At 59.0% G+C, this 18426-nt stretch carries 19 protein-coding genes; 12 read left to right on the forward strand and 7 right to left on the reverse strand.

All coding sequences use genetic code 11. The features are described from left to right. Positions 1 to 9: 9 nt before the first annotated feature. From lptB to MWU49_RS14845, 5 genes are read right to left on the reverse strand one after another with little or no spacing between them, the layout of a single operon-like run. The gene (gene lptB / locus MWU49_RS14825; protein WP_246973817.1) at positions 10 to 735 is read right to left on the reverse strand and encodes an LPS export ABC transporter ATP-binding protein; all 726 of its coding nucleotides are present in this window, start codon (positions 733 to 735) and stop codon (positions 10 to 12) included. Beyond that, complete coding sequence (gene lptA / locus MWU49_RS14830) at positions 732 to 1250, reverse strand: lipopolysaccharide transport periplasmic protein LptA (RefSeq protein WP_246973970.1); 519 nt, start codon at positions 1248 to 1250, stop codon at positions 732 to 734. Before lptA ends, lptB begins: the two co-directional genes overlap by 4 nt. Continuing rightward, on the reverse strand, positions 1234 to 1791 hold the full coding sequence (gene lptC / locus MWU49_RS14835) for an LPS export ABC transporter periplasmic protein LptC (RefSeq protein WP_246973818.1): 558 nt from the start codon (positions 1789 to 1791) through the stop codon (positions 1234 to 1236). Before lptC ends, lptA begins: the two co-directional genes overlap by 17 nt. After that, positions 1788 to 2285, reverse strand: a complete 498-nt coding sequence (locus MWU49_RS14840) for an HAD hydrolase family protein (protein ID WP_246973819.1) — start codon at positions 2283 to 2285, stop codon at positions 1788 to 1790. Before MWU49_RS14840 ends, lptC begins: the two co-directional genes overlap by 4 nt. Next, positions 2285 to 3253 (reverse strand): KpsF/GutQ family sugar-phosphate isomerase, encoded by a 969-nt coding sequence (locus MWU49_RS14845; RefSeq protein WP_246973820.1) that lies wholly within the window; start codon positions 3251 to 3253, stop codon positions 2285 to 2287. Before MWU49_RS14845 ends, MWU49_RS14840 begins: the two co-directional genes overlap by 1 nt. A 172-nt stretch (positions 3254 to 3425) precedes the next feature. On the opposite strand from MWU49_RS14845, the gene MWU49_RS14850 reads away from it, so the two are divergent. The 6 genes from MWU49_RS14850 (at position 3426) to hisC (ending at position 9074) form a co-directional block, all read left to right on the forward strand. After that, positions 3426 to 4106 carry an ABC transporter substrate-binding protein gene (locus MWU49_RS14850; RefSeq protein WP_246973821.1) on the forward strand — a complete coding sequence of 227 codons (681 nt, stop codon included), beginning with the start codon at positions 3426 to 3428 and terminating at the stop codon, positions 4104 to 4106. A 140-nt stretch (positions 4107 to 4246) separates the two neighbouring features. Further along, positions 4247 to 4501, forward strand: a complete 255-nt coding sequence (locus tag MWU49_RS14855) for a BolA/IbaG family iron-sulfur metabolism protein (protein WP_246973823.1) — start codon at positions 4247 to 4249, stop codon at positions 4499 to 4501. 41 nt (positions 4502 to 4542) lie between these two features. Then, entirely contained in the window at positions 4543 to 5805 is a 1263-nt protein-coding gene (gene murA, locus MWU49_RS14860; protein ID WP_246973825.1) for a UDP-N-acetylglucosamine 1-carboxyvinyltransferase, read from the forward strand. Positions 5806 to 5815: 10 nt separating this feature from the next. Further along, on the forward strand, positions 5816 to 6457 hold the full coding sequence (hisG, locus tag MWU49_RS14865) for an ATP phosphoribosyltransferase (protein ID WP_246973827.1): 642 nt from the start codon (positions 5816 to 5818) through the stop codon (positions 6455 to 6457). Between the two features lie 187 nt (positions 6458 to 6644). Beyond that, positions 6645 to 7943 (forward strand): histidinol dehydrogenase, encoded by a 1299-nt coding sequence (gene hisD / locus MWU49_RS14870; RefSeq protein WP_246973830.1) that lies wholly within the window; start codon positions 6645 to 6647, stop codon positions 7941 to 7943. Between the two features lie 72 nt (positions 7944 to 8015). Continuing rightward, positions 8016 to 9074 (forward strand): histidinol-phosphate transaminase, encoded by a 1059-nt coding sequence (gene hisC / locus MWU49_RS14875; RefSeq protein WP_246973831.1) that lies wholly within the window; start codon positions 8016 to 8018, stop codon positions 9072 to 9074. 316 nt (positions 9075 to 9390) lie between these two features. Here the strand turns inward: hisC and MWU49_RS14880 are convergent, their stop codons facing one another. Then, positions 9391 to 10488 (reverse strand): trypsin-like peptidase domain-containing protein, encoded by a 1098-nt coding sequence (locus MWU49_RS14880; protein ID WP_246973832.1) that lies wholly within the window; start codon positions 10486 to 10488, stop codon positions 9391 to 9393. Positions 10489 to 10714: 226 nt separating this feature from the next. Between MWU49_RS14880 and MWU49_RS14885 the strand changes: the two genes are divergently transcribed. Continuing rightward, positions 10715 to 11470 carry a Nif3-like dinuclear metal center hexameric protein gene (locus tag MWU49_RS14885; protein ID WP_246973833.1) on the forward strand — a complete coding sequence of 252 codons (756 nt, stop codon included), beginning with the start codon at positions 10715 to 10717 and terminating at the stop codon, positions 11468 to 11470. Between the two features lie 62 nt (positions 11471 to 11532). Continuing rightward, on the forward strand, positions 11533 to 12408 hold the full coding sequence (locus MWU49_RS14890; RefSeq protein ID WP_246973834.1) for a diacylglycerol kinase family protein: 876 nt from the start codon (positions 11533 to 11535) through the stop codon (positions 12406 to 12408). A 291-nt stretch (positions 12409 to 12699) separates the two neighbouring features. On the opposite strand, the gene MWU49_RS14895 is transcribed toward MWU49_RS14890, so the two are convergent. Beyond that, positions 12700 to 13245 carry a YhcB family protein gene (locus tag MWU49_RS14895; protein ID WP_246973836.1) on the reverse strand — a complete coding sequence of 182 codons (546 nt, stop codon included), beginning with the start codon at positions 13243 to 13245 and terminating at the stop codon, positions 12700 to 12702. Between the two features lie 116 nt (positions 13246 to 13361). On the opposite strand from MWU49_RS14895, the gene MWU49_RS14900 reads away from it, so the two are divergent. The 4 genes from MWU49_RS14900 (at position 13362) to MWU49_RS14915 (ending at position 18088) form a co-directional block, all read left to right on the forward strand. Continuing rightward, positions 13362 to 13994, forward strand: coding sequence for an alpha/beta fold hydrolase (locus MWU49_RS14900; RefSeq protein ID WP_246973837.1), 633 nt, complete (start codon positions 13362 to 13364; stop codon positions 13992 to 13994). A 67-nt stretch (positions 13995 to 14061) separates the two neighbouring features. Further along, the gene (zapE, locus tag MWU49_RS14905) at positions 14062 to 15144 is read left to right on the forward strand and encodes a cell division protein ZapE (protein ID WP_246973838.1); all 1083 of its coding nucleotides are present in this window, start codon (positions 14062 to 14064) and stop codon (positions 15142 to 15144) included. Between the two features lie 183 nt (positions 15145 to 15327). Next, positions 15328 to 16473, forward strand: coding sequence for an acyl-CoA dehydrogenase family protein (locus tag MWU49_RS14910; RefSeq protein ID WP_246973840.1), 1146 nt, complete (start codon positions 15328 to 15330; stop codon positions 16471 to 16473). 346 nt (positions 16474 to 16819) lie between these two features. Further along, on the forward strand, positions 16820 to 18088 hold the full coding sequence (locus MWU49_RS14915) for an outer membrane protein transport protein (RefSeq protein WP_246973841.1): 1269 nt from the start codon (positions 16820 to 16822) through the stop codon (positions 18086 to 18088). Positions 18089 to 18426: the final 338 nt, after the last annotated feature.

Genomic DNA, 18426 nt, shown 5'->3' on the forward strand with positions numbered 1-18426 from the left:
TTCACTAACTTACAGTCTGAAATCCGCTCCCAGATACACATCCCGCACCTGCTGATTGGAGAGAATGGTGTCGGCGTCGCCGGAGGCGATGATGTGGCCCGCGCTGACGATATAGGCGGTGTCGCAGATGTCCAGGGTTTCACGCACATTGTGGTCGGTGATCAGGACGCCGATGCCGCGCTCTTTGAGGTGGCGGATGATGCCCTTGATGTCATTCACGGAGATCGGATCGACCCCGGCGAAGGGCTCGTCCAGCAGAATGAAATCCGGATCTGTGGCCAGCCCGCGGGCGATTTCGGCGCGGCGGCGCTCACCGCCGGAAAGGCTCATGCCCAGCGAATCACGAATGTGGGTGATGTGGAACTCCTTGAGCAGGCTTTCCATGCGCTCGTGGCGTTCCTGCTTGCTGAGTTCCTTGCGGGTTTCCAGGATCGCCATGATGTTCTCTTCCACGGTCAGGCGGCGGAAGATGCTGGCTTCCTGGGGCAGATAGCCGATGCCGCGCTTGGCGCGGCCATGCATGGGCAAGTGGGTGATGTCGTTCTCGTTGATCTCGATCCGGCCAGCATCGGCCTCCACCAGCCCGACAATCATGTAGAAACAGGTGGTCTTGCCGGCACCGTTCGGGCCCAGCAAGCCAACGATCTGCCCGGAATCCACGTCCAGGGAAACATCTTCGATCACCCGGCGGCCTTTATAGCTCTTGGCCAGGTGATGGGCGCGTAGGTGCGTCATGGGGTGGTGGGCTCCGCATCTGGGTTGTCTTGCTGTTCATTGCCGGGGATCTGATTCTCAGCGGGAATCACCAGCCGTACCCGCTGGTCGCCTTCGCTGCTGGCGTCTACGCGCTTGGAGTCCAGGCTGTATTCTACCTTGGCGCCTTCGAAGGTGTTGCCCTTGTGGCGAATGAAGGCATCGCCGGTCAGTACCAGGGTGCGTGCCTTGATGTCGTAAACCAGGTTGTTGGCATGGGCTTCCAGATCTTTGCCTTCAGACAGCTGAACCGGGTTGCCGGCTGCTTCCACCCGGGTCAGTTCACCATTACTGGTGAACAGGGACATCTTTTCCGCTTTCATGGTGCGGTTGCCCTGCAGTAGCTCCACGTTGCCGCTGTAAACGCCAGTGCCGGCTTCCTGTTCGAAGCGGCCGCTGTCTGCGGATACTGAAATGGGACCTTCCACCGGGGCGGCGCAGGCAAGGCTGGCGAACAGGGTCAGGCAGGCACCCAGAGCCTTACGATGCCGGGGCATTGAATTCACTCTTCACTCCTTGATCGAGGGATAATATCCCCTTGTCGAGATCCGCCTCCAGCGAGCCGGCGCGGGTTTCGCCACTTTCAAACCGCAGGGTGGCGTCAGCAGGACTGGTGGCGATATTGGTATCGCTGTCAAAACGCAATTCGTCGGTGTCCAGTTCGATTTTCTGGTCGGGGTTGCGTGCCTCCACGCTACCGGAAAAAACGATCAGTTTGCCGTTGTCCTGCACGGTCCCGTTGTCACTGCTGATGGTCCAGGTGCCTTGCTCGTTGGCCATGGCCAGCCGCGGACGGGCCATCTCCGTGAGCGGGTTGTGATCATACTGGAGCAGATTGTCTGCGATCAGATGATACTGGAGGGAGCCGTCTTCCTCGTTGAACGCCCGGGCGGAAATCTGCCTGGCGATGATGGCGGGCGCGGTCAGCACCGCCTGGTCCTCGCCGGGCAGGCTGGTATCCCACTCGTGCAAGGTCATCAATACCACCAGTCCCAGCAGCAGTATGCCGGTGGCGCTCAGCAGGCCCTGACGCTTCATGGGTTACCCCTCTGGGCCAGGATGGCGTCGCAGATTTCCCGCACTGCACCGGCACCGCCGCTGCGCAGGGTGTGGTGATCCGCTGCCTGTTTTGCGGAGTCATGGGCGTTGGCGGGGGCGAAGCTGAGTTGGGCCCATTCCAGGGCGCTCACGTCAGGCTCGTCATCACCAGCATAGCCAGTTTGGCTGGCGGCAATGCCCAGCTGGTCGGCCAGATCGGCCAGTGCTACGCCCTTGTCTTCGCGGCCCTGTATCACATGCTGGATGCCAAGGTCTGCGGCGCGTTTTGCTACCATGGGGGTGTTGCGGCCGGTGATGATGGCCAGGGTGACTCCGCTGGCGGCAAGCTTTTTCAGTCCGTGGCCGTCCAGGGTGTGGAATACCTTGATCGTTTCCCCTTGCGGGCTGAAATAAATCTGCCCGTCGGTCATCACGCCGTCCACATCGAAGGCCATCAGGCGCAGGTTCTGGGCGTCCACTGCGGAAATCTGCATTACACCACCCCCGCGCGCAGCAGATCCTGCATGTTGAACGCGCCCACCGGCTTGTGCTCACTATCCAGTACTACCAGCCCGTTGATCTTGCGGCTTTCCATGATCTGTAGCGCCTCGGCGGCCAGATGGCCGGTGGCGATGGTGATCGGGTTGCTGACCATTACCTCGGCGATGCTGGCAGTGCGGATATCCAGATCGCGATCCAGAAGCCGGCGCAGGTCGCCATCGGTGAAGATTCCGGCCAGGGTGCCGTCAGCGGCAGTGACCGCAGTCATGCCCAGTCCCTTACGGGTCATTTCCAGCAGCGCATCGCTGACACTGGTCTCGGTGGTCACCGCAGGAAGCGCCTCTCCAGCGTGCATGATGTCATCCACCTTCAATAGCAGGCGCCGGCCCAGGCTGCCGCCGGGGTGGCTGAGGGCAAAGTCTTCGGCGGTGAAGCCGCGGGCTTCCAGCAGGGCAATGGCCAGGGCATCGCCCATGGCCAGGGCCGCGGTGGTGGAGGAGGTAGGGGCGAGATTATGCGGACAGGCCTCTTCCGAGACTGCCACAGTGAGATGCACGTCGGAGAGCTGCGCCAGAGTGGACCCGGGGCGTCCGGTCATGCCGATCAGCACGGTGCCCTTGCGCTTGATCACCGGCAGGATCGCCAGCACTTCGGCGGTTTCTCCGGAGTTGGACAGGGCCAGCACCACGTCATCGCTGGTGATCATGCCCAGATCGCCATGGGAGGCTTCGCCGGGGTGGACAAAAAAGGACGGGGTGCCGGTGCTGGCAAGTGTGGCTGCCAGCTTGTTGCCCACGTGGCCACTTTTGCCCATGCCGGTCACAATGACGCGGCCGCTGGCTTTGAGCATCTGTTCGCAGGCCTGGGAAAACTGGTCGTCCAGGCTTTCTTTCAGCGCACTGACGGCGCGGGCCTCGATATCCAGGACCCGTTTACCGACACGGATATGGTCGTGACTCATGCAATCTCCCTGTAATTGCGGCGATTATACACGCCAAAACCGCTCCGGGTTGAGCCGAAAAGCGTTCTTTCGGAACTGTTCTACCCGGTTGTGACTCCAATACTTCATACAGGTTCTGGACAGGGGCGGCTGAACCCCGTAAAACCGCCCGATGACGACAGGGAGAGACTGGATGCAAAAACAACACTATTTTACCAAGGCTGTGGCGCTGATTCTGATGTTGATGGCGGCACTCGCCCAGGCCCAGAGTGATCCTCGCCAGGTAGTGGTCGATGCGGTAGAGCGCATGACCGCGCGCATTGATGCCGACCGGGAGCAGTTGAAGGCCGACCCGGAGCAAGCCCGGGAGCTGGTTCGTGAGGAATTGGTGGACCTGGTGGATTTCAAGCGGATTACCCGAATGGTCATGGGGGACTACTTCGGGCCCTCCAGCAAGGAGCAGAAATACCGCTTCCTGGATGTGTTCAAGAACAGTCTGATCAACACTTATGCGTCCGGCATCACGCTGTATGAGGGACAGCAGATCAACACCCTGCCCATGCAGGATGAGGATCTGCGGGGTGACTATGCACGGGTGCGCATGGAGATCCAGACCAATACCGGCAAGACCATCCCCATCTTCTATACCTTGTATTCCCGCAACGACCAGTGGAAGGTCATCAACGTTTACGTCAATGGTCTGGACCTGGCGGACACCTTCAAGAGCCAGTTTGCCCAGGGGATGGAGCAGTACGGCAATATGGACCAGGTGATCGACAACTGGACCGCTGACGCCAAGATCGATACCGGCCTTGATGATGAGGAAGAGGGTGAAGCTGGCGGTGAGGGCAACAAGGCCGCCGCTGACGCATGATGATTTCTTGAATAGGGTGCCGTGGCAAGGCTGCGGCGGCTCGCGTATTATTGCGCCCCTGAGATGGAGCGGACTTGCGGTCCGCTCCTGCGCTGTTTGGGGCCAGAATTTCTGCAAAAGCCCCCCGATAAGGAGCCAAGATGAATCCGGAAGAGGTAAAAGCGCTGGTGGAAGCCGGCTTTGACGATGCCGATGTGGCCGTGGAAGGTGGCGGTGACCGTTTCCAGATTCGCGTGGTGTCAGAGGCTTTTGCGGGTCTGATGCCGGTGAAGAAGCAGCAGCTGGTCTATGCCACCATCAACGAGCAGATCCAGAGCAACACCATCCACGCGGTGCAGATCATCACCTTTACTCCCGCCGAGTGGGAAAAAGCCCAGAAGATGGGGCTGGCCTGAGTTTCACGCCGGGCCTTTCAAGACAAGCCTAGAGACAGTTCATGGATAAATTGATCATCACCGGTGGCCGCCGTCTGGACGGCGAGATCCGCATTTCCGGCGCCAAGAACGCCGCCCTGCCGATTCTGGCCGCCACCCTGCTGGCCAGTGAGCCGGTCACCGTGGGCAACCTGCCGCATCTTCAGGATGTGACCACTCTGATTGAGCTGCTGGGCCGTATGGGCGTGGAAGTGGTGATTGATGACCGCATGCGGGTGGAGGTGAATGCCAGCACCATCAAGGAGCTGGTGGCGCCTTATGAGTTGGTGAAGACCATGCGTGCCTCCATTCTGGTGCTGGGCCCCATGGTGGCACATTTCGGCAAGGCTACCGTGTCCCTGCCGGGTGGCTGTGCCATCGGCTCGCGTCCGGTGGACATCCATCTCAGTGGCCTGGAAGCCATGGGTGCCCAGATCGAGGTGGCCAACGGTTACGTACATGCCTCCGTGGAAGGGCGTCTGAAAGGCGCGCGCATCGTCATGGATACAGTGACTGTGACCGGTACTGAGAACCTGATGATGGCCGCGGCACTGGCCGAAGGCACCACCTACCTGGAAAACGCTGCCCGTGAACCGGAAGTGGTGGATCTGGCCAACTTCATCAATGCCATGGGTGGCAAGATCAGCGGCGCTGGTACCGATACCATCACCATCGAAGGGGTGGAAAAACTGGGCGGATGTCACCACCAGGTGATTGCCGATCGGATCGAGACCGGGACCTACCTGATTGCGGCTGCCATCACCGGTGGCCGTATCAAGACCAAGGACACCGTGCCCGGTATCCTTGATGCGGTGCTGCAGAAATTGCAGGAAGCCGGTGCCAAAATCACCACCGGCGACGACTGGATCGAGCTGGACATGGAAGGGCGTCGTCCCAAAGCCGTGTCCCTGCGAACGGCGCCGTATCCGGCCATGCCAACGGACATGCAGGCCCAGTTCATGGCCCTGAACCTGATTGCCGAGGGTACCGGGACCATTGTTGAAACCGTTTTCGAAAACCGTTTCATGCACGTTCAGGAAATGAATCGCATGGGCTCGGATATTGAAGTGCAGGGCAATACCGCGATCTGTCGAGGTGTCGAGCAGCTTACCGGCGCGCCGGTGATGGCCACGGACCTGCGTGCTTCTGCTTCCCTGGTGATCGCAGCCCTGGCGGCGGAGGGGGAAACCACCGTGGACCGCATCTATCACATTGATCGCGGCTACGAATGTATCGAAGAGAAACTGCAATCGCTGGGCGCGGTGATCCGTCGCGTGCCCCGATAACGGAATACTGATGAGCAAACCGTTGACCATTGCCCTGTCAAAGGGCCGCATCCTCAAGGAAACCCTGCCGCTGCTCAAGGCTGCCGGGATTGAACTGCTGGAAGATCCGTCCGCCTCGCGCAAGCTGATCTTCGACACCACCCGGGATGATGTGAAGATCATCATTATTCGTGCCACCGACGTGCCGCCCTATGTGCAGCACGGTGCGGCGGACATAGGCGTGGCCGGCAAGGATGTGCTCATGGAGCATGGCGCCGATGGCGTATTCGAGCCGCTGGACCTGAACATCGCCCGTTGCAAGTTGATGGTGGCGGCAGTGAATGACGCACCTGAAGTGGGCGGGCGCCTGCGTGTAGCCACCAAGTTCGTCAATGTGGCCAAGGCCTACTTTGCCGAGCAGGGCAAGCAGGCGGAAGTGATCAAGCTATACGGTGCCATGGAGCTGGCGCCGCTGGTGGGCCTGGCTGACCGCATTGTCGATATCGTCGATACCGGCAATACCCTGCGCGCCAATGGCCTGGAGCCCACCGAGCTGATCGCCCATATCTCCACCCGCGTGATCGTCAATCGCGCCAGCATGAAAACCCGTCACGGGGACATCCAGGCGATCTTGGACAAGCTGGCCGAGGCCGTGGCGGCGCGTAAAGAGTAATTGCGGAAAGACGAAAAGTGCTTTTTACCACAGGGGTCACAGAGACCACGGCGTTAATCCCTTCCCCGATTGAGTGGGGCGAGAGTTTCTGCTGATCCCGGTGATAGAAAATGTCCTGTCTTTCCCTCAGTGAACTCTGTGCCCTCTGTGGTAAAAATAGATTCTGACTTTTAAACGGTACCCCAGCATGGAAACCACCTGGCTCAACACTCAAGACGCTGACTTCGATGCGCAGCTGGCCGCTCTGACCGCCTGGTCCGAAGAGCGCGATGCGGAAGTGGCTGAGCGGGTCCATGGCATCGTGCGCGATGTAGCCCGTCGCGGTGATGAGGCGCTGGTGGAGTACACGGCCAAATTTGATCGCCGTGAGGTGTCTGCTGCAGCGGCGCTGGTGGTAGGGCCGGAGCAGTTGCAGGCGGCGCTGGCGCGCATTCCCGCTGAACAGCGTGAAGCGCTGGAAGCTGCCGCCGAGCGCGTGCGCAGTTACCACAAAAAACAGAAACAGGATTCCTGGAGTTACCGTGAGGCGGACGGCACCCTGCTCGGACAGCAGGTCACGCCGCTGGATCGTGCCGGTATCTATGTGCCCGGAGGCAAGGCCGCGTATCCCAGCTCGGTGTTGATGAATGCATTGCCTGCCAAGGTGGCGGGCGTTGCCGAAATCATCATGGTGTCTCCTGCTCCAGGCGGCGAGCTCAATGACATGGTGCTGGCGGCGGCCGCCATTGCGGGCGTGGATCGCTTCATTTCTGTGGGCGGTGCCCAGGCCGTGGCGGCATTGGCCTATGGCACTGAAACCGTTCCGGCGGTGGACAAGATTGTCGGCCCGGGCAATATCTATGTGGCCGAGGCCAAGCGTCAGGTGTTCGGCAAAGTGGGCATCGATATGATTGCCGGGCCATCCGAGATTCTGGTGGTGTGTGACGGCAAGACCGATCCTGACTGGATTGCCATGGATCTGTTCTCCCAGGCGGAACACGATGAGGAAGCCCAGGCGATCCTGTTGTGTCCGGATGCGGGATACCTCAAGCAGGTTGAGGTATCCATGGAGAAGCTGGCGGTGACCCTGGAGCGGGAAACCATCATCCGCACTTCCATGAAAAACCGCGGTGCCCTGATTCAGGTGAAGGATCTGGACGAGGCCATCGAGATCGCCAACACCATTGCCTCCGAGCACCTGGAGTTGTCCATCGACGATGCGGAAACCTGGGCGAAAAAGATTCGTCACGCCGGCGCCATCTTCCTGGGGCGTCATACCCCGGAAGCGCTGGGTGACTACTGCGCCGGCCCCAATCACGTTCTGCCCACCAGCGCCACAGCACGGTTCTCTTCACCGCTGGGGGTCTATGATTTTCAGAAGCGCAGCTCCCTGATTGGCTGCTCACCGGAGGGTGCCAGCACCCTGGCTGCGATTGCTTCCCCGCTGGCCCGCGGCGAGAGCCTTACCGCCCACGCCCGCAGTGCGGAATACCGAATCAAACGCTAGAAGCCAGACGCCAAACGCCTGACGTGGAGGTGTGTGTCCGGCGTCCGGCGTCAGGCCTCAGGCGGAGACATTATGAGCAAATACTGGAGTGATTTTGTTCATCAGCTGGAGCCCTATGTACCGGGTGAGCAGCCGAAGATGAGCAAGCTGGTGAAACTGAACACCAACGAGCATCCACTGGGTCCGTCACCGAAAGTACTGGAGGTGATCCGCGGAGAAGCGGATGAGCGTCTGCGTCTGTATCCGGATCCTGACAGCAGTCAGCTCAAGGAGGCCATTGCGTCCTACTACGGTGTCCAGCGCGATCAGGTTTTTGTGGGCAACGGTTCCGATGAAGTGCTGGCACATTTGTTCCTGGGATTCTTCAAGCAGGACAAACCGCTGCTGTTTCCGGATATCACTTACAGCTTCTACAAGGTCTACTGCGGTCTGTACCAGATCGACTATGAAGCTGTGCCCCTGGATGGCGAACTGGCCATTGCGGTGGATGATTACCTCAAGCCCAATGGCGGGATCATCTTCCCCAACCCCAATGCGCCCACCGGGCGTCTGCTGCCACTGAGCGAGATCGAGCGATTGCTGCAGGCCAATACCGAGTCGTTGGTAGTGGTAGATGAAGCCTATATTGATTTCGGTGGCGAAAGCGCCATCAGCCTGATTAATCGGTATCCGAATTTGCTGGTTACCCAGACCCTGTCCAAATCCCGTTCCCTGGCGGGGTTGCGTATCGGTCTGGCGGTGGGCGATGCGGCATTGATTGATGGCCTGAACCGTATCAAGGACAGCTTCAACTCCTACCCCCTGGACCGTATCGCCATTGCTGCCGGCGCGGCCGCGTTTGAGGACAGGGAATGGTTCGATAAAGGCTGCGAGCTGGTGATCAGCCAGCGTGACTGGCTTGATGGTGAGCTGGATAAACGTGGCTTCGAGAGCTTGCCGTCTGCGGCAAACTTCCTGTTTACCCGCCATCCGCAACACAGTGGGGAGAGCCTGGCCAAAGGTCTGCGGGAGCAGGGCGTCATCGTTCGCCACTTCGGCAAGCCCGAGCGGATTGCGGATTACCTGCGCATTACCGTTGGCACTCCTGAGCAGAACCAGGCATTGATCGAGACGCTGGATACGTTGCTGTAATAGGGCTCTGGAGCCTTGGCGAGGTGATCAGTTTCTAGTCGCGAGTAACGAGTTTCGAAAGGCAAAACCAGAATCATTGACAGTGGTTTGGGTTTTGATCTTTGAGATGCGCCTCTGGAATCCTTACCTCGCCCAGGCTCGGATCGCCTGCAGGCAGGCTCCCACAGAGAGACGCGGCACGCTTCACGCAACAAGCAACACGCCAGTGCCATTCAAGCCTCGAGTGTTTTATCGATGCAAAAAGGCCCGCCCGGTTTACCGGGCGGGCCTTTTTGCTTCAGGCGTGTTGCATGCTGCGTGTTGCGTGTAGCGTCTCCTATTCCGCTTCCGCCGGAGGGCGGGTGCCGATGACGACGTCCACGTTCATGGGCTGGCGGTTGCGGATGATGTTCAGTGTCACCTGCTGATCCGGCTTCATGCCCGCAATGCGATTCATGGCTTCGTAGCCATCCTTCATGACGTCACCGTTGACGCCCACCAGTACATCGCCGGGTTGCAGGCCGCCCTTGTGGGCCGGGCTGTCCACGACCACCGCGGTGACCACGCCGCCACGCACCTCGTCGATACCGAAGGTTTCCGCGAGGGAAGGGGTCATGTCCTGAACCGTGACGCCCAGATAGCCGCGAATTACCCGGCCATGCTCAATCAGGTCCGTCATCACCTCGCTGGCGATGGAAGCCGGGGTGGCGAAACCGATGCCCTGCCAGCTGCCGTCGGCGGAGAGGATGGCGGTATTGATGCCGATCAAGTGGCCATTTGTGTCGATCAGGGCGCCACCGGAGTTGCCGCGGTTGATTGCGGCATCGGTCTGGATAAAGTTCTCGAAGGTGGCAATGCCCAGGTGGCTGCGGCCGGTGGCGCTGACAATCCCCATGGACACGGTTTGCCCCACGCCCAGCGGATTGCCGATGGCAAGCACAACGTCGCCTACTTGCACCGGGCCATTACCACTCAGGTCCACCTCAGGCAGGTCTTCCAGGGCAATGTGCAGTAGTGCCAGGTCAGTTTCCGGATCAGTACCGACTACGCGGGCCGGGCTGTCGCGGCCGTCACGCAGGGCCACCAGGATTTCATCTGCATTGCGAATCACGTGGTAGCTGGTGAGGATGTAGCCCTCGTCGTCCACGATCACGCCGGAGCCAAGGCTGCTCAGGGCCCGTTCACGGCGGGGTTGTTCCATGAAACGGTTGAACAGCGGGGCTTCTGCATCATCATCATTGGTAACGATCTGGGTGGTGTAGATATTCACCACCGCCGGTGCAGCATGATTGACCGCGCCGGCGTAACTTGCCACGCCGGTGTCGTTGCGCGCGGGCTGGGCACTGGGACCCCACTCATACCACCATAGTACGGCAAGCCCCACGGCCAGACCGGCAAGGATCGGGCCGGCAAAAAAACGTATTACTCTGACCACAGAAAGTGCCCCCAATAGGTATGCGGTAACCGATTGTCCCCTGCTGGCTGAGCGTTGAGAACAGCCGGGTGGCGAGACAAGTGCAGGCCCGGGTAGGTAAACTGCGCGCATAGTAGGGCCTGTGGCAGTGAAATTCTAGCGCTGCCGCCGTGCAGTCAGCCTCCCGGTGGAGTGTGATTGCGCGGTATTTCGGCCTCCATGTTCAGGATATTGCCCGGTAGGTGTCATGCTCAAGCGCGATTACATGCTGTCTGTTCTCGACCAGGAACTGGCGGCAGACCGTTTCCAGGACTATTGCCCCAATGGACTCCAGGTGGAAGGCCGGGAGCAGATTCGCCGGGTGGTGAGTGGTGTGACTGCCTGTCAGGCCTTGATTGATGCGGCTATCGTGGAAGAGGCCGACGCGATCCTGGTGCATCATGGTTACTTCTGGAAGGGGGAGGAGCAGCGTGTTCGTGGTATGAAGAAGCAGCGCCTGCAGACCCTGCTGCGCCATGATATCAATCTGTTTGCTTATCACCTGCCGCTGGATGCCCATCCGACTCTGGGCAACAACGCCCAGCTGGCGCGCCGCCTGGGTTTCACCATTGAAGGTGGGTTGGACGATTCCGCCACACCCATCGGTAATGTGGGACGCCTGGACAGTCCCATGAGCGCGGAAGAATTTTGCTCCCAGGCTGAAGCTGTATTGGGGCGAACTCCCTTGCATGTGGGCGATCCCGGCGACGAGATTGAAACCATCGCCTGGTGCACAGGCGGCGCCCAGGGCTTCATCGACAAGGCCCAACTCAAGGGGGTGGATGCCTATCTGAGTGGCGAAATTTCCGAGCCCACCACGCATTTCGCCCGGGAAACCGGCATTCACTACTTCGCCTGTGGTCACCATGCCACCGAGCGCTATGGCGCCATGGCGCTGGGCCAATGGCTCAGCGACAATTACGGCATCGAGCATACCTTTATCGACATCGACAATCCGGCCTAGCAAGCGTGCGCAGACGCGCAGTCATGCCCAACCGGCAGTAGTACGAGGATTTACCCGCAGTCATGAATATCACCGTTATCTACAATCCGGCGGCAGGGGGCGGCCGGGAGGCGCTGCTTTGCCGTTTTGTGGCCGAACTGGAGCGTCAGCAGGCCAGGGTGCGTCTTTATCACACCACCGGACCCAATGATGCCACCCGCTATTTGCAGTCACTGGAGGATCAGGGCGATTGCGTTGTTGCGGTGGGCGGCGATGGCACCACCAACGAGGTGCTTAACGGTCTGGCTCCGGGCGTGGCCATGGGGGTGTTCGCCACGGGTACCGCCAATGTGCTGGCCAAGGAACTGGGCCTGCCGAAAAAGCCGGAAGAGGCTGCCCGGGTCGTTGTGAATGGCAAGAGCGTGCCGGTCACCCCGGCGCGTCTGAATGGCCGCCGCTTCATCATGATGTGTGGCATCGGCTATGACGCCTGGGTTGTTGATGGCGTGGATCTGGCTATCAAGAAGCGGTTTGGCAAGCTGGCCTATGTGTTGGCCATGCTCGGGCAAATCGGTCGTTACGGGGAGCGCCGCTACCGGGTCACCGTGGATGGTCGTCCGCTGGACTGTTTTTCCGCCATTGTCACCAATGGCAAGCATTACGGTGGCAGCTTTGTGCTCAGCCGGGAAGCCAATATCCTTCGCCCCCAGGTGCAGGTGCTGTTGTTCCAGAAGCCGGGCGTACGTTTTCTGATCGGATGCCTGACGGCCCTGTTATTCGGCCGCATGGAACAGGTAGATGGGGTGGCCAGCCTGCGTGCTGGCAAGGTCACCATCCAGTGTGAAGGGGCTGAGGAGCCGATACAGGCGGATGGCGACCCGGCGGGAATGTTGCCGGCAGAGATCGAGGTGGATGAGCTGGCGGTGCCGGTGCGGGTGCCGGATACCTTCCTGCCATAGGGGCTGAGTTGAAAGTTTAAAGTTCAAAGTTGAAATGCGCGGTGAAGTTGGTCATTCCTCGATAGCCGTGCCCGCGCCCGCATGGGGGCGCGGGCACGGAACCGCAAACCCCACAAGGGTTCGCCGCGTTTAAACTTTAAACTTTGAACTTTCTACTGGGCGTAACGGGAATGGCAGATACGGTGCCATTCGTTCCTCAAGCAGAATCTCCCACCCGGCCTCACCGGGCATAAAAAACGGAAATGCCTTGCCGGCATTTCCGTTCCTGATCCTGCTCTTTGACGTTCGGCGTCAGACTTCTCGCTTTTTGTCTTCTTCCGGGGGGCAGCCCTGCTCGTCGCAGCCCTCGGCATAATCTCGGGGCGGCTCCACGATGGCATCAGGTACCGCCGTGGGGGCCACATCCACCGGCTCGAACGGGCCTTCCACCTTGTTATTGCGCAGGCCGAAATCCTCGGCCAAAGTACCGCCCTTGGCGCTGGGAGCATAATCCAGCGGTGGAGAAACCGGGTTGGAGTTTTCCCGGTTGGACGCGGAGTCCAGCGACTTGGCCACGGCCCGCTTGCGGCCTCCCTCGGAGCACAGCGCCTGGGCGCCGCGAGAAAGATGCTCATGGACGGTGCGATAGGCCTGGGTCATGTCGTTGACCAGTTCCGCGGTATGCAGAAAATGATCGTCCACCTGCTCGCGATAATGATTCAGCGCCTGGCGCGCCTCATCCCGATCCCTGATCAACTGGCCGGCCTGGCGCCGTGCCGGTAACAGCCAGAATAGCAGGCCCGCTCCAACGATTACGCCGGCAGCAAAGCTCAGCACCCCGGTTGTCAGCATATCCATGGCATACTCCTGTACAATGTCACCTGAACGTGGCGACAGACTCGAGACTATTGCAGCACAGTGCCGGTGAGTCGCCAAGGGGATAACTCGTAACAATTCTTCGACAGGGGAGACAGATGGCGGCGAAACGTGAACAGCTGGCCGGGCCGGCTGGCCAATTGGAAGCGGTCATCGAGCAGGGCAGTGACGCGCCGGAGTTTATTGCCATTGTCTGTCATCCCCATCCGCTGTTCGGTGGCACCATGGACAACAAGGTGGTCACCACTCTGACCCGTATGGTGCGTGATCAGGGCGGTGTTGTGGTGCGTTTCAATTTCCGGGGTGTGGGTGAAAGCCAGGGGGCTTACAGCGACGGTATCGGGGAAACCGAGGACCTGCTCGCGGTGCACAGCTGGCTGCGTCAGCAATGGCCGCAGTTGCCATTGTGGCTTGCCGGTTTTTCCTTTGGCAGTTTCGTGGCCGCCCGTGGCGCCGAAATTCTTTGTGCCAACGGCGATCCGGTTAACCACCTGCTGCTGGTGGCGCCGCCGGTGCATCATTATCCGTTCACAGAGATTGAAAAAACCGGCTGTCCGGTGACCGTGGTGCAGGGAGAAGAGGATGAAGTGGTACCCGCCGAGCAGGTGTTCCAGTGGGCGGCTGCCACACCGTTACAACCGGACCTGATTCGCTTCCCCGAATGCGGCCATTTTTTCCATGGCCGTCTGGTGGAGCTGAAGGAAGCGGCGGCCAGTCATCTGCCGGCCTGATACCACCATTGCCTGTGCCTTTTACCGGCGCTAAATTTGCCCGCTCATATCTGTTGTACTGATGACTATGACCCCACTCGAACAATACAAGGCAGACCTCCAGCGCCCGGATTTCTTCCAGGATGCCGCCCAGTTGCAGGCCGTGGAAGCGCTGGATGATCTTTACCATCGTTTGCTGGAAGCGCCGGCAAAGGGCGGCTTGCTTGGCCGTTTTCGCAAACCCCAGCCGCAGATGGGACTGTACATGTGGGGTGGCGTGGGCCGTGGCAAGACCTACCTGATGGATGTGTTCTTCGAGGCGCTGCCCTTTGAGGAAAAACGCCGCATGCACTTCCACCGTTTCATGCAGAAGGTGCATCGTGAAATGCGCGAGCGGCAAGGCGAAAAGAACCCGCTGATTAACATTGCCCGCAAATTTGCCAGCCAGGCCCGGGTCTTGTGCTTCGACGAATTCTTCGTCACCGATATTACCGATGCGATGATTCTGGCCGGGCTGATGGAGGAGCTGTTCGCCAATGGCGTAACCCTGGTGGCTACCTCCAATATCGTGCCGGATGGTCTCTACAAGGACGGTCTGCAGCGAGCCCGTTTTCTGCCTGCCATTGAGCTGCTCAAGCAGCACACCCAGGTGCTGAATGTGGATGGCGGCACGGATTACCGCTTGCGTCTGCTGGAGCAGGCGGAGCTGTATCATTGCCCTCTCGGGGAAGTGGCGGATGCCTTCATGCGTGAGCGCTTCCAGACTCTGGAACCCGACCACTCCCGCCATCGTGAGTCCTGCAATATTCTCATTGAGGGACGCAAGATCCCGGCACTGCAATGTGCTGATGACGTGGTCTGGTTCGATTTCAAGGCGCTTTGTGATGGCCCGCGCAGCCAGACCGATTACATCGAGATCGCGCGGGAATTCCATACCGTGCTGGTGAGTAATGTGGAGCAGATGAGCGCCAGCAAGGATGATATGGCCCGCCGTTTTATCAATATGGTGGATGAGTTCTACGATCGCGCCGTCAAGCTGGTGATTACCGCCGAAGCGCCCATCGAAAATATCTATGCCGGTGGCCGATTGGACTTCGAATTCGAGCGTACCCGCTCCCGTCTGCAGGAAATGCAGTCTTCTGAATATCTTGGGCGCGAGCATCGGGCCTGATAGCCGCCTGGCTACGCCGTTGGCGCAGCTTTCACGAATATTGGCCGGAATTCTCAGCGCCAAAGGGGCGTGATCTATTCGGTCATTGCCCACTCAAGGGGTAAGTGAACATCATGGGGCATTCTGTGCCCCGGCCATGTCCGGTTTCGGGGCAGCTCCCATAACACGAGACCGGAGAGATTCATGATCCCCCGTACGCTGTTCAGTTCTGACCACGAAACCTTCCGCGATACCGTTCGCAAGTTCCTGGAAGCCGAAGCTGTTCCCTATAACGAAGAATGGGAAAAGCAGGGTGTTGTGCCGCGCGATGTGTGGCTGAAGGCTGGCGAACAGGGCTTCCTGTGCCCGATGGTGAAAGAGCAGTACGGCGGTATCGAAGCCGACTTCCTGTACAGCGTGGTGATCAACGAGGAAATCTCCCGCCTGGGCCTCACCGGCATCGGCTGGGGTCTGCACACCGAGATCGTTGCCCCTTACATTGAGCATAACGGTAGCGAGTTCCTGAAAGAGAAGTACCTGCCGAAGATGGTTACCGGTGAGTGCATCGGTGCCATCGCCATGACCGAGCCGGGTGCCGGTTCTGACCTGCAGGGTGTGAAGACTACCGCTGTTAAGCAGGGTGACCACTATGTGCTGAACGGTTCCAAGACCTTTATCACCAATGGTCAGAACGCTGACATCGTGATCGTGGTTGCCAAGACCGATCCGACCAAGGGTGCCAAGGGCATCAGCCTGTTCGTGGTCGACACCAACCTGGAAGGTTTCGAAAAGGGCACCAACCTGAAGAAGGTGGGTATGAAGGCCCAGGATACCTCCGAACTGTTCTTCCAGGACGTGAAGGTGCCTGCCGAGAACCTGCTGGGTGAAGAAGGCATGGGCTTCATCTACCTGATGAAGGAACTGCCCCAGGAGCGTCTGGGTATCGCCATCGGTGGTCTGGCCATGGCCGAGTCTGCGCTGGCGCAGACCGTTGAATACGTGAAAGAGCGCAAGGCGTTCGGCAAGTCTGTTGCTGATTTCCAGAACACCCAGTTCAAGCTGGCGGAAATCCACACCAAGCTTGAAGTGGCTCGCTGCTATGTGGACCGTTGTCTGGAACTGCACCTGAAGAAAGAGCTGGATATCCCCACCGCAGCCGGTGCCAAGTACTACATCACTGACCTGCAGTGCGAAGTGATTGATGAGTGTCTGCAGCTGCACGGTGGTTACGGTTACATGTGGGAATACCCGATTGCCCGCATGTTCGCCGATTCCCGTGTACAGCGTATCTATGGCGGCACCAACGAAATCATGAAGACCATCATCGCCAAGGCGGTACTGGCCGACTGATTCTCGTCGGGTTCCGAATAAAAGAGGCTGCCTTCGGGCGGCCTTTTTTTTGGGCCGCTCTGCGGCTGCAACACGCAACACGCAACACGCAACACGCAACATGCAACATGCAACATGCAACATGCAACATGCGAAAAGCAAAACCGTGCGCCAGCTGGTTCCCTCCTCATTTCAGCTGACTTCCCTGTCCCTGCGACGACTTCCCCGTTTTACAAAAAATTGCTTTTTTGCGCCAAATGTTAGGCATAGGCTGGGAAGTAACCGTAAGTTGTCGGTTTTTTATACAAATAAGGGTCTTTGAGCCCAGCGTGTTTGAGTTGTTTTATTGAGATCAGGGAGAGTCACAATGAAAAGAACCCATGCGAAAGTGCTTGTGGCTACGGTTGCCAGCCTTTTTTCCGCTCAGGTACTGGCGACGGGATTTGCCGTAAGTGAGCAGTCTGTTTCGGCACAGGGCACCGCCTTTGCCGGCGCAGCCGTCCTTAGCGAGAATGCCTCCAACCAGTGGTACAACCCGGCGACCCTGGCTGGTTTGAAGCAATCGGAACTGACCGCTGCCGTGCAGTATTTGACAGTGGATACGTCTTTCAAGACCCAGGGCCCGTCAGGTCCGGGTGATTTTGAAGATCTGGATCCGGTGCTGGGAAGTGCCTTTCTGGCCCTGCCGGTGAGTGACACCATGACCTTCGGCCTCGGCATCACCGCCCCCTTCGGTACCAAGATCGAATACGAGGATAACTGGGGTAATGTGGCTGCCGATCCGTTGGCGCCCTTTTCACCCACTACCGGTGACCGCTACGCCACCATGTCGGATCTGAAGGCCTACAACATCAATCCTGCGCTGGGCATCAAGGTCACCGACAACCTGAATGTGGGTGTCGGGCTCAACTATCAAAAGATTGAGGCCGATCTGGAAAGCAGTTTTACGCGGCTGGAAGGGGATGATGATTCCTTCGGCTGGAACATCGGCCTGACTTTCGATGCGGATGACAACAACCACTTTGGTCTGGCGTATCGCTCCAAGGTGGAATACGACATTGACGGTGATATCACCTTCTCTCCGCTGCCATTGATCGCACAAGGTATCCCTCCTGCTGTGGCCGCCGCATTGGCGGGAACCTACAGCGGTAAAACCTCTGTGGATCTTCCGGCTTCCCTGCAGTTCTCCTACGCCGGTGATCTGTCCGAGCGGACACAGTTACTGTTCGGGGTAGAATGGATGGAATGGAGCAACCTGGACGAGCTGGTGATTGAGCATACTGGTGCGCCGATTCCCAGCCCTGTTGTGCAGGAGTTTGGCTGGGGTAACACCACTCGCTATTCGCTGGGGGTACGCCATGCGTTGGCCAGCGAAACCGTGTTGCGATTTGGCGTTTACCAGGAAGATTCCACCCAGAGCTCGGAAAACCGTTCGCCGACTTCTCCCGATTCTGCCAAGACCGGTGTCTCCATCGGTGCTGGCTTCAAACCTGCAGACAACATGGATATCGATCTGGTTTACACCCATATCTTTGTGGATGATGCGGATACCAATCTGGTAGAGCGGGGACAGTTGCTGGGTGAATTCGAGCTGGATGCCGATGTGATCGGTGCGCAGATGAGCTACCGTTTCTGATTTATTTGCTTTCCCGTGATATAAAAAAGCGAGCCTTTCCGGCTCGCTTTTTTATGCCGCTTCGCGGCTGCAACACGCTTCACGCAACATGCAGCACGCAAAGATCAAAAGCGGACTTACCACAGAGGGCACAGGCCACACAGAGTTGAGAATCGTCTTTTCTTTGTGATCTCTGTGCTCTCTGTGGTAAATCCTCTTTTGATCCCGGTTTGGAATCGCGCTGTCACCGAACGCAGCGAAGGAGCGCCCGCAGGGTGAGCGAAGCGATTAACCGACGCTCCTACTGGAAGGCCTCAGTAGCCGCACATTCCCGCAGCTGTCCTGTCTGACGGTGGTCA

This window comes from Alcanivorax sp. S6407, assembly GCF_023016115.1.
In the GTDB taxonomy this organism is placed as follows: domain Bacteria; phylum Pseudomonadota; class Gammaproteobacteria; order Pseudomonadales; family Alcanivoracaceae; genus Alcanivorax.